The following is a 15,311-nucleotide window of genomic DNA, read 5'->3' as shown; positions in this document are numbered from 1 at the left end:
AAGAAATCGCGAAGCGATTTCCGACCAGAGGTAGCGGCGCCACTGCGCCGGCTGGTTTAACCTGGTTGCCGCGCCGCGCTGCCCCGCCAGTCCGTTCACACCCGCGACTGAGTAGACTCTTGAGCTATGGCGGGGAGGATTCGCGCGAGCGACATAGAAGAGGTGAAGCGCCGCGTCAACCTTGCTGATCTGGTGGGCGATCACGTCACGTTGAAGAACGCGGGCGTTGACTCGATGAAGGGGCTCTGCCCGTTCCACGACGAGCGCAGCCCGAGCTTCCACGTGCGGCCAGCAGCGGGCTACTATCACTGCTTCGGCTGCGGCGAATCCGGCGACGCGATCACGTTCGTGCAGCGCACCGACCACCTCACGTTTTCAGAGGCGGTCGAGCGGCTCGCCGCGCGCATCCACTACGTGCTGACCTATGAAGAGGGCACGACGCGCCGCGACGACGGACCCAACCGCGCACGCTTGCTGGCTGCGAATCAGGCAGCCGCGGCCTATTTCGTCACGCAGCTCGCGAGCGACGAAGCGCAGACCGCGCGCGAATTTCTCGCCCAGCGCGGGTTTGACGCCGCCGCCTGTGAATCATTTGGAGTGGGATATGCACCCCGGGGCTGGGATGGCATGTCCAGCGCCCTGTCGCAGCAGGGATACACCGCCCCCGAGTTGATCCAGTCGGGCCTGGCCTCGGAAGGTCGTCGCGGCGCCTACGACCGGTTTCGGGGCCGCATCGTCTGGCCGATTCGAGACACGAGCGGGCAGGTGCTTGGCTTTGGTGCGCGCAAGCTCTACGAAGACGACCAAGGCCCCAAGTACCTCAACACGCCCGAGACGCCGGTGTACCACAAGTCCCAGGTGCTCTACGGCCTCGATCTCGCGAAGAAAGCGATCTCGCGCGGTAAACGCGCGGTCGTGGTTGAGGGGTACACCGACGTGATGGCGTGCCACCTTGCAGGAATTGACTCGGCGGTCGCCACCTGTGGCACCGCATTCGGCAAGGAGCACATTTCGGTGTTGCGGCGCATTATGGGCGACGACACATCGGGCGAGGTGATCTTCACCTTCGACCCGGATGAGGCCGGCCAGAAGGCGGCGCTGCGTGCGTTCGCCGAGGAGAAGCGCTTTACCGCCCAGACATACGTCGCAGTGCCACCGGAGGGTTTCGACCCGAGCGACCTGCGACAGCAGCGCGGCGACGAGGCGGTCCGTGATCTCTTCACCCAGAAGGTGCCGTTGTTCGAGTTTGCGCTGCGGCAGGCCGTGTCACGCTTCGATCTCAACAGCGTGGAGGGTCGCGCACTCGCGCTCCGGGAGTCGGCTCCCATCGTGGCCGAGATCCGCGACCCATCGCTGCGTCCCGGGTACACCCGCGAGCTCGCGCGCATGCTGGGACTTGAGCTTGCCGAGGTGGGACAGGCGATCCGGCGCGCCGAGGGTGCATCGCGACCCAGCGGGCGCCAGCAGCAGCAACGACGCCCTGACGCGCCATCTGGTGGGCAGTTTGGGCAGCAGCCGCAGTTCGCGCAGCAGAACCAGCAGGGCCAGCACAGCCAGCAGGGGCAAGGAAGCTATCAGGGCCAGTTCGGCGCAGAGGCGGCCCCGGCCCGGCGCATTGCCATGTCGACGCTGCGTCAGCAGCCGACGACCTGGCTGGAGCGTGACGCCCTCATGGCGATGCTGCAGCACCCCGACGACGTCGGCAGTGACCTCCTGCTGCAGGCTTCCACGGCACAGATGTTTGATCCGGATCTGGCCGTCGTGCGCGACGCGATCGGAGCGGCGCTCGCATCGACTGGAGCCTGCACGCTTGAATCCGTGCTCAGCGGCGCGCCCGAGACTCATCACGGTCTGATCCGTGAGTTGTCGATCGCGCCGATCCCAGAGCGGCGTGCCGACCAGGTCGCAATTTATGCCCGCGATGTCGTAATTTCGCTTCTGGACCGCGATCTGCTGTCACTCGGGCGCGAACTGCGCGCGCGGTTGCAGCGGATTCCGGATCCATCCGACCCCGGCTCCCGGCGCATTCAGGAGCAGCTGGTTGCGCTCGAGGCAGCCCGCCGAGGGCTGCGCGCGGAGTAGCCTACTAGGGTACTTTCCCCGATCAAGGAGTTTTAGATGGCACACCCGATACCTGAAGCGGACCCCTGCGTCAGCGTGTCTGACCTGTCGCTCGCGTATCCCGCGCACGCTGGGGGTCGGGCGTTCCAGGCCATCGAGGGGTTGAGCTTCGAGGTGCGGCGCGGTGAAGTCGTCGCTCTGCTCGGCGAGAGTGGTTCAGGCAAGTCGACGTTGGCGCGCTTCCTTGCCGCGCGCGGTGACGATGCCGGTGAAAAGTCCGCCCGAATCAAGCTGGTGGGTGGATCGGCGAGCGTAATGGATATGCCGATGAAGCGCTTGGGACGACGCAATCGCGCCCGGCTCACGGCCTACACCGGGTTTCTATCGCAGGAGGCCGGCGCAACGCTGACGCCCGAGCTCAACGTGGGCGACCTCCTAATGGAACCGATCGTTGAACGGGCGAAAGACTTCGATCGCGACGCGGTCGGCGAACGAGTGGCCGAGATGATGGACATCGTGGCCATGCCGCTCGCCAAACTGCAGGAGTACCCCTACGAGCTCTCGAAGGGGCAGCGGCAGCGTGTCGCCGTCATTCGTGCTCTGATGCTCGACCCTGCGCTACTCGTTGCCGACGAGCCCACTCTCGGCGTCGATGCAAACAATCGCCCCAAGATCGTCAACCTGCTCAAGTGGTATCGCGAACGTACCAATGCGTCGATGCTGCTCATTAGCCACGACATCGGCATGCTCGAAGCACTCGTGCAAGAAGTCATCGTGCTCCAGCAGGGCCAGCTCATCGGGCGTGGCGACATCAATGAGATCTTTCGGCATGCCGACCACGGGTACGTGCAGCTTCTCGCGCAGGCGCTGCGGGCAAACGCGTACGACGAGATTGCCGAGGAATAAGCGGCGGCTCGCCCGGGAACCGTGCCAACGCCCCGTCGATTTGCAATCGCTTTCTTGCCCTTGTTAATCTTTAAGAGTTGCAGCACGCAATGATCTCCCGTAGCTCAGTTGGCAGAGCGCTTGACTGTTAATCAGGATGTCGCTGGTTCGAGCCCAGCCGGGGGAGCAACACAGAAAGGCCCTCACTTCGGTGAGGGCCTTTTGCGTATCTGAAACAAAAGACTCGAACTTGAGTCGAAGTGGAACTCGAAGGGGAGTGGCATGCTTGAGGCGTCAGGTGCGGCAGGCGAGATGGGCGCGGCGGGAGCACTGGGGGGCCGACACGGGGTCGTGCTCACCGTGCCGCCATACGGAAGGCCTGAGGTGCACGAGTCGGTGTGGCTCGCACACGGGTCGGTGGTCGTCGGCGATGTCACGATCAGCGAGAACAGCGGCGTTTGGTACAACGCGGTCGTGCGCGGAGACTCTGATGCCGTGCGCATCGGCGCTCGCACGAACCTGCAAGACGGCGTCGTGGTGCACACCGAGGCTGGCCATCCCGCAGTGATCGATGACGACGTGTCGGTGGGCCACGGCGCTATCGTGCACGGAGCGCACATCGAAAGTGGATGCCTCATTGGGATGAACGCCACGGTGCTCAGTGGTGCCGTTGTTGGCCAGGGATCGCTCGTGGCTGCCGGTGCGCTCGTGCCGCAGGGAATGCAGATTCCCCCAGCGTCGTTGGTTGCCGGGGTGCCGGCACGTGTGGTGCGTGAGTTGCGGGAGTCGGACCGAACGGCCGTGCGGCTCAATGCTGAGCGCTACATTGGCTACACCGCGGCCCATCGGAACGCGACACGCGGTTAGCGCGACCGAGGTGCGAAGTGAGGCGTCGCATGTAGTACGATCGTGGAGGCGCAAGCGCCACCCCACCGTTCTTCGGTGCGGGGCTGTAGCTTAGTGGTAAAGCCCCAGTCTTCCAAACTGGTTATGCGGGTTCGATTCCCGTCAGCCCCTCTGAGTCAAAACCCCCACGCTCAACGGCGTGGGGGTTTTGTGTTTCTGTCGACCTGTGTGGGCTGCCTGTACACACCGAACGGGGCCCGAGATGCACGAAGGCACCGGTTTCGGCTAGACTTGCTCAGGTTGCGCGCTTCCGGGCGCCAATTAACACCAGAAACCTACAGGTTTCGGGGCGTAGCTCAGCTTGGCTAGAGCGCCCGCTTTGGGAGCGGGAGGTCGCAGGTTCGAATCCTGTCGCCCCGACCAGGGTCATTTGGCCCGACTCATGCATTTCCAAGATTTCAAACGATGAGAGGCCAAATTGCCGAAGACGACTGCTGAAAAGCTCACCCCGACCCGCGCAAAGCTGAGCGTAGAGGTTACGCTCGACGAGCTTGAGCCGCACCTGAAGCAGGCCTACAAGACCATTTCCGAGCAGGTTTCGGTCCCGGGCTTCCGCAAGGGCAAGGTTCCCGCACAGATCATCGACCAGCGCGTTGGGCGCGAAGCCGTGATCCAGGAGGCAGTCAACGCCTCGCTCGACACCTTCTTCCAGCAGGCGCTGGCCGAGTCGGGCGAGCAGCCCATGGGCCGCCCCACTGCTGACGTAGCGCAGTGGATCGAAGCCAAGGATCCCGAGAGCACCCTCGTTCTCGTGTTCGAGGTCGAGGTGCGCCCCGAGTTCACGCTCCCCAAGTACGACGGCCTGAAGCTGACGGTCGACAACGCTGAGGTTGACGAGGCTGCAGTTGAGGCCGAGATGACCAAGCTGCGCGAGCGCTTCGGCACCCTCGTGACCGTCGACCGCCCCGCGGCGACCGGTGACTTCGTTGAGCTCGACCTCAGCGCCACGATTGACGGCGAAGAGGTTGACCAGGCCAGCGGCGTTTCGTACGAGGTCGGCGCAGGCAACCTCCTCGAGGGCACCGACGAGGCAATCGAGACGCTCACCGCTGGTGAGTCGACCACGTTCACCTCGCAGCTGCTCGGTGGCGAGCACGAGGGCCGCGACGCCGAGGTTGCGGTCACGCTGACCGCTGTCAAGGAGCGCGAGCTGCCCGAGGCTGACGACGAGTTCGCACAGCTCGCAAGCGAGTTCGACACGATCGACGAGCTGCGCGAGAGCCTCAAGGAGCAGGCCGGCCGCGCGTCGGTCTTCGCCCAGGGCCAGCAGGCACGCGACCTCTTCACCGCAACGCTCATCGAGCAGGCCGGTATCCCGATCTCCGAGGAGCTCGTTGAAGAAGAGGTGCACCGTCACCTTGAGGGTGAGGGTCGTCTCGAGGACGACGAGCACCGCGCAGAGGTACGCAAGCAGGCTGAAGAGCAGATCCAGCTCCAGCTGCTGCTCGACGCTCTCGTCGAGGTCGAGGAAGTTACCCCGACTCAGAACGAACTGTCGCAGTACATCTTCCAGTCGGCACAGCAGTACGGCATGGAGCCCACCCAGTTCCTCCAGGCAATCAGCCAGGGCAACCAGATGGGCGTCATCCTCGGCGAGGTTACGCGCAACAAGGCTCTCGCCATCGCGCTTGCTAAGGCCGAGGTCGTCGACCAGGCTGGCAACAAGATTGACCTGACCGAGTTCACCGCCGTCGACAACGAGCCCGTTGAGGACGAGGTGGACGAGGACGCCGCTGAGGCGCCCGCCGCTGTCGAGGTCGCAACCGAGGCTCCTGCCGAGGATGCAGCAGCAGACGAAGAGGCCGCCAAGAAGGCAGCTCGTTCGGCTGCGGCCAAGAAGGCAGCCGCTACGCGCGCAGCCAAGAAGGCCGCCGCAGAGGCTGAGAAGGCCGCGGAGTAATCCAGCGCCTCTTACCTGAGCAATGCCGAGGATCCCTCGCCCCCTTTCGGGGGCGAGGGATCCTCGCATTTGACGCTGTGCCGACGGCGAACACGACCGTTTTTGGATCGGGAAGTCGGTACTCTCGAAACAGACGACAAACGATTGGAGCGCCGCATGGCTGAACAGACGCCACCCAACAGCGTGTTTGAACGACTGCTGAAGGACCGGATCATTTGGCTCGGGTCTGAGGTTCGCGACGATAACGCGAACGAGATCTGCGCAAAGATCCTGCTCCTCGCGGCCGAGGACCCCGAGGCCGATATCTACCTGTACATCAACTCGCCCGGTGGCTCGATCACCGCGGGCATGGCGATTTACGACACAATGTCGTTTGTGCCAAACGATATCGTCACGGTGGGCATCGGTATGGCCGCTTCCATGGGGCAGTTCCTGCTCACCGCTGGCACCAAGGGCAAGCGTTACATTACGCCGAACGCCCGCGTGCTGCTGCACCAGCCGCATGGCGGCTTCGGTGGCACGGCGAGCGACATTCAGACGCAGGCACAGCTCATCACCTCGATGAAGAACCGCCTGGCCGAGATCACCGCAGCGCAGACGGGCAAGACCGTCGAGCAGGTGAACGAGGATGGCGATCGCGATCGCTGGTTTACCGCTGACGAAGCGCTCGCCTACGGCTTTGTTGATTTCATTCGTGATTCGGCCACCGACGTCATCGGCGGCGGCGGCACGAGCAAGTAAGCCAGAACAGGAAGCCAGATTCAATGAACATGAACCACATGCCCAGTTCCGGCGGACCGCAGCTGCAGATGCCGAACTCACGCTACGTGCTCCCCACCTTTGAGGAGCGCACGGCCTACGGTTACAAGCGCCAAGACCCCTACGCCAAGCTTTTTGAGGATCGCATCATCTTCCTCGGCGTGCAGGTGGATGACGCCTCGGCTGATGATGTGATGGCCCAGCTGCTCGTGCTCGAGAGCCAGGATCCCGAGCGAGACATTACGATGTACATCAACTCACCCGGTGGCTCGTTCACCGCGATGACGGCGATCTACGACACCATGCAGTACATTCGCCCCCACGTCCAGACGGTGTGCCTCGGCCAGGCGGCCTCGGCCGCAGCTGTGCTGCTCGCCGGTGGTACGCCGGGGAAGCGCCTTGCGCTGCCGAATGCCCGCGTGCTGATTCACCAGCCCTCCTCCGGTCAGGGCGGCCACGGCCAGGCCTCTGACATCGAGATCCAGGCGCGTGAAATCATGCGTATGCGTGAGTGGACCGAGGAGACGCTTGCGAAGCACTCGAAGCGCACCCCCGAACAGGTGCACCTCGACATCGACCGAGACAAGATCCTGAGCGCGCAGGAGGCCCTCGAATACGGCCTCGTCGACCAGGTTCTCACGAGCCGCAAGAACCCCCAGCCGGTGCTGGGCGAGTAATCGCGTGGGGCCCGGGGGCGATGCCCCCGGGCCCGCGGCGTGCCGCACAGCTTTGTCAGTGGTGCGCGCTATCCTCTTCAGTAGTTCTCATTCGAGCGTAAAGGAGCCTCCGCATGGCGAAGATCGGCGAAAGCAGTGACCTGCTCAAGTGCTCCTTCTGCGGAAAATCGCAGAAGCAGGTGCAGCAGCTCATTGCTGGCCCGCAGATCTATATCTGCGATGAATGCGTTGCCCTGTGTAACGAAATTATCGAAGAGCGGCTCGCCGAAAACCAGACCGCGGAGCCCTCAGACTTTACACTGCATAAGCCCCGTGAGATCGCTGACTTCCTCGATGAGTATGTGGTCGGCCAGGAGCGTGCAAAGCAGTCGCTCGCGGTCGCCGTCTACAACCACTACAAGCGCGTGCGCGCGCTCTCAACCCTGACCAGCGCAGAGAACGCCGCCGATCAGGTCGAGATTGCCAAGTCCAACATTCTGATGATTGGTCCCACGGGCTGCGGTAAGACCTATCTCGCGCAGTCGTTGGCACGCCAACTCGGCGTGCCCTTCGCTGTGGCGGACGCGACCGCGCTCACCGAGGCTGGCTATGTTGGCGAAGACGTCGAGAACATCCTGCTGAAGCTGCTGCAGGCCGCCGACTTTGATGTGCAGCGTGCCGAGACCGGCATCATTTACATCGACGAGATCGACAAGATCACGCGCAAGGCCGAGAATCCGTCAATCACCCGCGACGTGTCGGGCGAGGGCGTGCAGCAGGCGCTGCTCAAGATTCTCGAGGGCACCGTCGCCTCGATTCCGCCCCAGGGTGGCCGCAAACACCCCAACCAGGACTTTATTCAGCTCGACACCACCAACGTGCTCTTCATCGTGGCTGGCGCCTTCTCGGGCCTCGAGGAGATCATCGGCTCGCGGCTCGGGCAGGGCGGTATTGGCTTCGGCGCCACCGTCGCGAGTAAGCGCAACGGCGACCGATTGTTCTCGCAGGTACAGCCCGAGGATCTCCACAAGTACGGTCTGATCCCCGAGTTCATTGGCCGCCTTCCCGTGGTGGCCACGGTCGATCCGCTCGATGTAGCGGCGCTGACTGACATTCTCACCGTGCCGAAGAACGCCCTCGTCAAGCAGTACCAGCGCATGTTCGAGCTCGACGGCGTAAGCCTGGAGTTCGAACCCGAGGCGCTTCACGCCGTCGCGGAGCTCGCGGTGGATCGCAAGACTGGCGCTCGTGGCCTGCGCGCAATACTCGAGGGCGTGCTGGGGCCGGTCATGTTCGACGTGCCTTCGAACGACAGCGTCACCAAGGTGATCGTCACACGGGAATCCGTGACCGGCGAGGCTCCGCCACGGGTGCTGCAGTCGCAGCAGCTCGACCGCGAAAGCGCCTAGGCAACCGCGTCCAGGGGCTCGGCGCCGTCAGGCGCTAGCTCAGCCAGTCGTCGTCGCCATCATCGGGCACGCCCTCAACCGTGGCGGTGCCCTGTGAGAATCGATCGGCCGTGAGGCCCAGCCCACCCTCGACGACGACGGAGCCCGCCGCGTCGAGGGTGACCGTGACGGCATCATCGAGGGCGCACCGGGGGCGGCCCTCCAGAAACGTGAGCGTCCATGCGGAGGCGGCGGGGTGCGCCGCCTCCTGCTCGGCGATCGCCGAGTAGAGCACCGGGGGCACGCCGCGGTGCGGTTCCTCGCCTGCGCGCCAGCGCGCCCCCAGCTGCACGGGTCTAGCCCTCTGCCTGCTCGAGCTGGATCTCGGCGACGGTGACGTGCTCCACGTCGGCCACCTCGATGCGCAGCTCGGTGATGCGGCCGACGGCCGACAGATCTGCCGCAGCGCTCGCGAGACGATCGCGGTCGGCCGCGGGCACCTGAACGACTGCGAGGGTCACCTGGGTGCGCTGCGATGCCTTGGCGTCGGTCTTGGCGCCGCGCACGCGAATTAGGGCGCCGCCGACGAGATCGAGCAGGCCGGCGTCAGCGTCATCCCCGGCGAGTGCCGAAGCCTCGGCGGCCGTTGGCCATGCGGCCTGGTGCACGGAGCCCTCGTTGAACCACGACCATACCTCTTCGGTCGCGTAGGGGAGGAACGGAGCAAACAGGCGCGCGAACACGCTGAGGGCCGTGCGCAGCGCGGTGACGGCAGAGGCCTGATCCTGGCCGGTGGCGTTGTGTGCGCGCTCCTTGACGAGCTCGAGGTAGTCGTCACAGAACGTCCAGAAGAACGACTCGGTGAGCTCGAGGGCCTTGGCGTGATCGTAGTTCTCGAACGCGGTGGTCGCGTTCTCGATGACGGTCGTGAGTCGCGCGAGCATCGAGCGGTCGATGGCCTCGGTGACCGATCCGGCACCCGAAGCGTCGAAGCTCAGCGTGAACTTCGCCGCATTGAGCAGCTTGATCGCGAGGCGACGGCCGATCTTGATCTGCGTGGGGTTCTGCGGATCGAACGAGGCATCCGTGCCGAGCTTCGCGGACGAGGCCCAGTAGCGGACGGCGTCGGAACCGTGCTGCTCGAGCATGCCGGCGGGCGTGACCACATTGCCCTTCGACTTCGACATCTTCTTGCGGTCAGGATCAAGGATCCAGCCTGAGATGCCGGCGTTCTTCCACGGCAGCTGACCGCAATCGAGCTCGGAGCGCAGCAGCGTCGAGAACAGCCAGGTGCGAATGATGTCCTGGCCCTGCGGGCGCAGGCTGTACGGGTAGACCTGTGCGAAAAGCTCGGAGTCGCGCTCCCAGCCGCCCGCGAGTTGCGGGGTGAGCGACGAGGTAGCCCAGGTGTCCATAACGTCGACCTCGCCCTGGAAGCCGCCGGGCTGGCCGCGCTGCTCCTCGGTGTAGCCAGCAGGCACATCGCTGGACGGGTCTACGGGGAGCTGATCGATCGCCGGGATGATCGGCTGGTCAAAGACCGGGTTGCCGTCAACATCGAGCGGGTACCAGACGGGGATCGGCACGCCGAAGAAACGCTGGCGCGAGATCAGCCAGTCACCAGCGAGGCCCTCAACCCAGTTTTCGTAGCGCACACGCATGAAATCGGGGTTCCAGTTGAGTTCGCGGCCGTGGGCAAGCAGACGCTCGCGCAGGCCCTCATCGTGGGCGCCGTTCTTGATGTACCACTGACGGGTCGACACGATTTCGAGGGGCTTGTCGCCCTTTTCGAAGAACTTGACGGGGTGCGTGATCTTGCGAATGTCACCCACGAGCTCGCCCGATTCGGTGAGCTTGTCGACGACAACCTGCTTGGCGCTGAACACGGTCTTGCCGGCGATCTCGGCGAACGCGGCACGGCCGGCCTCGCTCGTGATGGCCTCAGGGGCCTCCGAGATGATGCGGCCGTCAAAGCCCAGGATCGCGCGGTTGGGCAGCTGCAGCTCGCGCCACCAGACGACGTCGGTGACGTCACCGAACGTACAAATCATGGCGATGCCCGTGCCCTTGTCCTTCTGGGCCAGGTGGTGAGCCATGATGGGCACCTCGACGTCGAACAGCGGCGTGCGCACGGTCGTGCCAAACAGCGGCTGGAATCGCTCGTCATCGGGGTGCGCCACGAGCGCGACACAGGCCGCGAGCAGCTCGGGGCGCGTCGTGTCGATCAGAATGTCGCCGCCACCGTCGGTGCGGTGGAAGGCGAGCTGGTGGTACGCGCTCGGCTGCTCGCGGTCCTCAAGCTCGGCCTGCGCTACTGCGGTGCGGAACGTGACATCCCACAGCGTGGGGGCCTGGGCCTGGTAGGCCTCGCCACGCTCGACATTGCGAATAAATGCGAGCTGCGATGCGCGCAGCGAACCCTGGCCGATGGTGCGGTAGGTCTGTGCCCAATCCACGGACAGGCCGAGGGTGCGCCACAGGTCCTCGAACTGCTTCTCGTCCTCGATCGTCAGCTTCTCGCACAGCTCGATGAAGTTGCGGCGCGAGATGGGCTGCTGATCGGCGGCCTTGATGCTCTTGCCGTTGCCACCGTCGTGCGGGGGGACGAAGCCCTCGGTGTAGGGAAGCGTGGGGTCGCAGCGCACGCCGTAGTAGTTCTGCACGCGACGCTCAGTGGGCAGGCCGTTATCATCCCAGCCCATGGGGTAGAACACACGCTTGCCGCGCATCCGGTGGAAGCGCGCAACCGTGTCAGTGTGCGTGTATGAGAAGACGTGACCGACGTGCAGGGAGCCTGACGCGGTGGGCGGGGGAGTATCGATGCTGTAGACCTCGCCAGCGCCGTCGCGATCAAACGCGTAGGTGCCTGCGGTGTCCCAGACGGTTCCCCACTTTTCCTCGAGGCCTTCGAGTTTCGGCTTATCGGGGATCGCGCTCATGCGTGTTGCTCCGGTCTCGACGTGTCGTCGGGTTCGATATGGACGGCACCGTGTCGTCGGCCCGCAGGGCCGGGGTGCCTAATGGTCAACCCCACTAGTCTACCGTGACAGCCCAGATGACAGGCGGGAGACACGACTGCGCTCCTGCTTCATGCACGGGGTGTGCAAGAAGCAGGAGCGCAGTCTGAGGTCAATGTAACGGGACTACGCGGTGAGCGAGTCCACGTACTCCTGGTTCTCGGTGATCCACTCGGCGATGATCGGCTCGAAGTCGTCGCCGTCATACTCGTTGAACATCTTGTTCTCGAGCGAGTGCAGCTGATCCGAGCTCATCTTGAAGTTGCTGATCCACTCGGCGACCTCGGGGAAGTCCTCCGTGAAAGTGCTGCTGCCATAGGAGTAGAGGCTCTCGGCGTCACCCAGGGTGCCCTTGGGGTCCTTGAGGTCCTTCAGATCGTAGGCGTCGTAGGCCCAGTGGGGGCGCCACAGCGTGACGGCGATGTTGTCACCCTTCGACATGGCAGTGTCGAGCTCGGTGAGCATCGCGGGCGTCGATGAGACGATGTAGTCCATCTTCTCGAGGCCGTAACCGGGGATGACCGCATTCTCGGTGGTCTCGGTGAGCCCCGCGCCAGCCTCAATGCCCACCAGCTTGTTGTCGAACAGGTCAGCATTGGCGGCGAGCTCATCGAGCGAGTCGATGGGGGCGTCTGCGTTCACCGCGATGGTGAGCAGGGCCTCGTCGTTCCAGGCGCCCAGCTCGACGATCTTGTCGCCGTACTCTTCGAGGTAGGTGGCGTGCGTGAGCGGCAGCCATACATCGAGCACTGTGTCGTAGGCGCCGTCAGCCAGCCCCTTAAACACGGGACCCGGGTCAGCGGACTCGATGTCGACCTCGTAACCCTGCTCCTCGAGGATTGCCTTCCACAGGTGGGTGACGGCGATGTCTTCGTCCCAGTTGAACATGCCAATGGTGACGGTGCCCTTGCCGTCGCCGCCGTCGGCATTGTCCGTACCGCTGCTCGAGCAACCCGTGAGGGCAAGCGCTGCAGCGGCGCCAAGCGCGACCGCTCCGGTGATAAAACGCTTCTTCATGATGTTCCTTTCCTTCCGCGCCAGGCGCGGTTGTTGGGGATCCCCGCACGTAGCGCGCGGGGGTGCGACGGGCTGAGCCCGCCAAATTTATTGATCCGGATCGCGTGCCTACGCGGCCACGGGTGCTGCGGTCTCGGGCTCGGCCTTGGCCACCACCGCGGCGGCGGCCGGTTTGCGCTTCTTGGTGCGGGTGCCGAGTGCGCCGGTGGTGCGATCGAGAATCATGGCGAGAATCACTACGGATACGCCCGCCTCAAAGCCGAGCCCGACGTCGATGCGGTTTAGGGCCTTGACGACCTCGCCGCCGAGCCCACCGGCACCGACCATGCCCGCGATGACGACCATCGAGAGCGACAGCATGATGACCTGGTTCACGCCGGCCATGATGGACGGCATCGCGAGGGGGAGCTGGATCTGGCGCAGAATGCGGCCGGGAGTGGATCCGAATGCGTAGCCGGCCTCGACCACCTCCGAGTCGACTCCGCGAATGCCGAGCTCCGTGAGGCGAACGCCGGGGGCGAGCGCGAACACTATGGTTGCGACAATGCCGGGCACCGCGCCCACACTGAAGAACATGAGGGCGGGAATCAGGTAGACGAACGCGGGCATGGTCTGCAAGAAGTCGAGAATCGGTCGAATGACCTTCGATGCCGTGTCGTTTCGTGCCGCCAGAATGCCCAGCGGAATCGCGAGCGCGAGCGCGATGATGCTCGCGACCAGCACCAGGGCAAGCGTGTTCATTGCCGCTTCCCACTGATCGACGCCCACGATGATGAGCAGGCCAATGATGGTGCCGACAGCGAGCTTCCATCCCTTGGCGAGCCACGCTGCGGCGGCCAGCACAATGATGATCGCCCAGAAGGGCGGCTCCGCGAGCACAAAGTTGAGGCTCTCAAATGCGCCGTTGAGGATCAACTTGATGACCGAGAAAAGTCCCTCGGCCGAGGTGGTGAGCCAGTCGACGACGGCCTTTGCGCCATCACCGAGGGGGAGTCTGAAGTCGTTCATGCTTGTGCTCCCTGGGTTGAGGCCGGTGATTCGGGCGCGGGTTCACCCATCGGGAAGCCGGGGTGGGTTTGCGCGAGCGTCTCCGTGATGACGGCCTTGGGGACGTCGGGGGTGGGCTCGATGATCGGGATCTCCGTCGTGACTGCGGGCACGTTGGTGAGTGATGCGAGCAGCGTGACGCGGGGGACCACGCCGATGAGGCGATCCTGATCGTCGACCACGGCTACGGGCAGCGGGCTCTCGACTGCGAGCTCGAAGAGGTCGGCGATGTACTGGTCGCGGCCCACGATGGAGGGCGTGGGGCGCACCTTGTCGGTGAGATTCGTGCCGCCCTCTCGCACTTCACGCAGCATGTCCTTGTCGCGCACCACGCCGAGCAGCTTGCGGCCGTTCGTCGTGACGAAGCAGGCGGAGGTCTGCAGATCGCGCATCATGCGCAGCGCGGCACGCGGGCCGGCCGACGCGGGCACGACGGCGCGCGGCGGCTCCATGACGTCGCCCGCGGTCAGCACGCGGGCACGGTCGACGTCTTGCACGAACTGGGCGACGTAGTCGTTCGCCGGGTCGGTCAAGATGTCATTGGGCGTGCCCACCTGCACGATTCGGCCGTCGCGCATGACCGCGATCCGGTCGCCAAGGAACATGGCCTCATTGAGGTCGTGCGTGATGAACACGATGGTCTTGCCCAGCTCCTGCTGCAGCTCGACGAGCTGTTCTTGCATTTCGCGCCGGATCAGTGGGTCGAGTGCCGAGAACGCCTCGTCCATGAGCAAGATGTCGGTGTCAGCTGCGAACGCGCGGGCCAGGCCCACGCGCTGCTGCATGCCGCCCGAGAGCTCGCCTGGAAAGTGGTCTTCCCAACCGGTCAGCCCGACCCGCTCGAGCCAATGCTGTGCGCGCTCGCGTCGTTCGACTGACGCGACCCCTTGGATCTCAAGGCCGTAGGCGGCATTGTCGAGCACGGTGCGGTGGGGGAGCAGCGCGAAGTGCTGAAACACCATCGACATGCGGTCGCGGCGAATAGCCCGCAGCTCTGCACTGCTCATGCCCACGATCTCGTGGCCAAACACCGAGATCGAGCCCTCGGTAGTCTCGCCCAGTCCGTTGAGCATGCGAATCAAAGTCGACTTACCCGAGCCCGACAGGCCCATGACGACGAAGATCTCGCCGGGGTGCACATTAAAGTTCGCATCAATAACTGCGGCGGTGCCGAGCTGCTTAATGTCATCACGCGAGGCACCCGCGCGCAGCCGTTTGGCGGCCTCCTTCGAGCGGCGACCGAAAACCTTGGTTGCGCCGGTCACCTCGATCGCCGGGGCGGTGGGCGTTTCAGGCCCGCCCGGTGTTGCTGTGTTGGTCACGCTTAACTCCTACACGGAACGATCCGCGGTGTTGTGTGGGTATGCCAAACCGAGCGGGTTCGAGGTCGCACGGGCATCCCACTATGGCGGCTTCTCGCTGAAGCCGTTAAGAACCTGTATTGCGGGGCGAAAGGGGCCACTGCACCCGCTTGAGTCTCACGCGGGTCGCCGGCTCTCGACGATTGGGCCCGCGGACAAGTGGCGCAACGATCACGCTCTTTCGCACACAACGCTGTCATTGACGCTAACAACGTCCGTAGCCAAAGCGCAAGGCTTCGAGCGCGCCACGGGCGCGCGTAGCACATCCGCTTACGCCTCTGATCAGGGATTCTAATGTTCGCTGATCGTTACGC

12 protein-coding genes and 3 tRNA genes are annotated in these 15,311 nt (G+C 64.4%); 10 read left to right on the top strand and 5 right to left on the bottom strand.

Features of this window, described 5'->3' with window-relative positions; genetic code table 11:
- The first annotated feature begins 126 nt into the window (after positions 1 to 126).
- The 10 genes from dnaG (at position 127) to clpX (ending at position 8,576) form a co-directional block, all read left to right on the top strand.
- Positions 127 to 2,082: a DNA primase gene (gene dnaG / locus C795_RS0113345; protein ID WP_017794252.1), complete on the top strand. Its 1,956-nt coding sequence runs from the start codon at positions 127 to 129 to the stop codon at positions 2,080 to 2,082.
- 36 nt (positions 2,083 to 2,118) lie between these two features.
- The gene (locus tag C795_RS0113340; RefSeq protein ID WP_017794251.1) at positions 2,119 to 2,967 is read left to right on the top strand and encodes an ATP-binding cassette domain-containing protein; all 849 of its coding nucleotides are present in this window, start codon (positions 2,119 to 2,121) and stop codon (positions 2,965 to 2,967) included.
- A 93-nt stretch (positions 2,968 to 3,060) separates the two neighbouring features.
- Positions 3,061 to 3,133 (top strand) — tRNA-Asn (locus C795_RS0113335).
- A 95-nt stretch (positions 3,134 to 3,228) separates the two neighbouring features.
- Positions 3,229 to 3,813 (top strand): gamma carbonic anhydrase family protein, encoded by a 585-nt coding sequence (locus C795_RS0113330; protein ID WP_017794250.1) that lies wholly within the window; start codon positions 3,229 to 3,231, stop codon positions 3,811 to 3,813.
- Positions 3,814 to 3,892: 79 nt separating this feature from the next.
- Positions 3,893 to 3,963: transfer RNA gene (locus tag C795_RS0113325), tRNA-Gly, on the top strand.
- Positions 3,964 to 4,137: 174 nt separating this feature from the next.
- Positions 4,138 to 4,215 (top strand) — tRNA-Pro (locus C795_RS0113320).
- A 55-nt stretch (positions 4,216 to 4,270) separates the two neighbouring features.
- Complete coding sequence (gene tig / locus C795_RS0113315) at positions 4,271 to 5,752, top strand: trigger factor (RefSeq protein ID WP_017794249.1); 1,482 nt, start codon at positions 4,271 to 4,273, stop codon at positions 5,750 to 5,752.
- A 156-nt stretch (positions 5,753 to 5,908) separates the two neighbouring features.
- Positions 5,909 to 6,493: an ATP-dependent Clp protease proteolytic subunit gene (locus C795_RS0113310; protein WP_017794248.1), complete on the top strand. Its 585-nt coding sequence runs from the start codon at positions 5,909 to 5,911 to the stop codon at positions 6,491 to 6,493.
- A 23-nt stretch (positions 6,494 to 6,516) separates the two neighbouring features.
- Positions 6,517 to 7,188 (top strand): ATP-dependent Clp protease proteolytic subunit, encoded by a 672-nt coding sequence (locus C795_RS0113305; RefSeq protein ID WP_017794247.1) that lies wholly within the window; start codon positions 6,517 to 6,519, stop codon positions 7,186 to 7,188.
- 113 nt (positions 7,189 to 7,301) lie between these two features.
- Positions 7,302 to 8,576, top strand: coding sequence for an ATP-dependent Clp protease ATP-binding subunit ClpX (gene clpX, locus C795_RS0113300; protein WP_017794246.1), 1,275 nt, complete (start codon positions 7,302 to 7,304; stop codon positions 8,574 to 8,576).
- Positions 8,577 to 8,610: 34 nt separating this feature from the next.
- Here clpX and C795_RS0113295 read toward each other — a convergent pair whose 3' ends face one another.
- The 5 genes from C795_RS0113295 to C795_RS0113275 form a co-directional block, all read right to left on the bottom strand.
- Positions 8,611 to 8,907, bottom strand: coding sequence for a hypothetical protein (locus tag C795_RS0113295; RefSeq protein ID WP_017794245.1), 297 nt, complete (start codon positions 8,905 to 8,907; stop codon positions 8,611 to 8,613).
- 4 nt (positions 8,908 to 8,911) lie between these two features.
- On the bottom strand, positions 8,912 to 11,494 hold the full coding sequence (gene valS, locus C795_RS0113290; RefSeq protein ID WP_017794244.1) for a valine--tRNA ligase: 2,583 nt from the start codon (positions 11,492 to 11,494) through the stop codon (positions 8,912 to 8,914).
- Positions 11,495 to 11,698: 204 nt separating this feature from the next.
- Entirely contained in the window at positions 11,699 to 12,589 is an 891-nt protein-coding gene (locus tag C795_RS0113285; protein WP_017794243.1) for a glycine betaine ABC transporter substrate-binding protein, read from the bottom strand.
- Positions 12,590 to 12,697: 108 nt separating this feature from the next.
- Positions 12,698 to 13,597 carry an ABC transporter permease gene (locus C795_RS0113280; protein ID WP_017794242.1) on the bottom strand — a complete coding sequence of 300 codons (900 nt, stop codon included), beginning with the start codon at positions 13,595 to 13,597 and terminating at the stop codon, positions 12,698 to 12,700.
- Positions 13,594 to 14,958, bottom strand: a complete 1,365-nt coding sequence (locus tag C795_RS0113275) for a quaternary amine ABC transporter ATP-binding protein (protein WP_017794241.1) — start codon at positions 14,956 to 14,958, stop codon at positions 13,594 to 13,596. The genes C795_RS0113280 and C795_RS0113275 overlap by 4 nt, the downstream gene beginning before the upstream one ends.
- Positions 14,959 to 15,311: the final 353 nt, after the last annotated feature.

Origin of the sequence: Leucobacter salsicius M1-8 (assembly GCF_000350525.1) — a bacterium.
Taxonomy (GTDB): domain Bacteria; phylum Actinomycetota; class Actinomycetes; order Actinomycetales; family Microbacteriaceae; genus Leucobacter; species Leucobacter salsicius.
The sequence above is the reverse complement of the archived record's forward strand: the minus strand, read 5'-3'. Positions and strand labels throughout refer to the sequence as shown.

Bases quoted from the DNA above. Each gene is read 5' to 3' on its own strand.
- dnaG (WP_017794252.1), top strand. From the start codon at position 127: ATGGCGGGGAGGATTCGCGCGAGCGACATAGAAGAGGTGAAGCGCCGC.
- C795_RS0113340 (WP_017794251.1), top strand. From the start codon at position 2,119: ATGGCACACCCGATACCTGAAGCGGACCCCTGCGTCAGCGTGTCTGAC.
- C795_RS0113330 (WP_017794250.1), top strand. From the start codon at position 3,229: ATGCTTGAGGCGTCAGGTGCGGCAGGCGAGATGGGCGCGGCGGGAGCA.
- C795_RS0113310 (WP_017794248.1), top strand. From the start codon at position 5,909: ATGGCTGAACAGACGCCACCCAACAGCGTGTTTGAACGACTGCTGAAG.
- C795_RS0113305 (WP_017794247.1), top strand. From the start codon at position 6,517: ATGAACATGAACCACATGCCCAGTTCCGGCGGACCGCAGCTGCAGATG.
- clpX (WP_017794246.1), top strand. From the start codon at position 7,302: ATGGCGAAGATCGGCGAAAGCAGTGACCTGCTCAAGTGCTCCTTCTGC.
- valS (WP_017794244.1), bottom strand. From the start codon at position 11,494: ATGAGCGCGATCCCCGATAAGCCGAAACTCGAAGGCCTCGAGGAAAAG.
- C795_RS0113285 (WP_017794243.1), bottom strand. From the start codon at position 12,589: ATGAAGAAGCGTTTTATCACCGGAGCGGTCGCGCTTGGCGCCGCTGCA.
- C795_RS0113280 (WP_017794242.1), bottom strand. From the start codon at position 13,597: ATGAACGACTTCAGACTCCCCCTCGGTGATGGCGCAAAGGCCGTCGTC.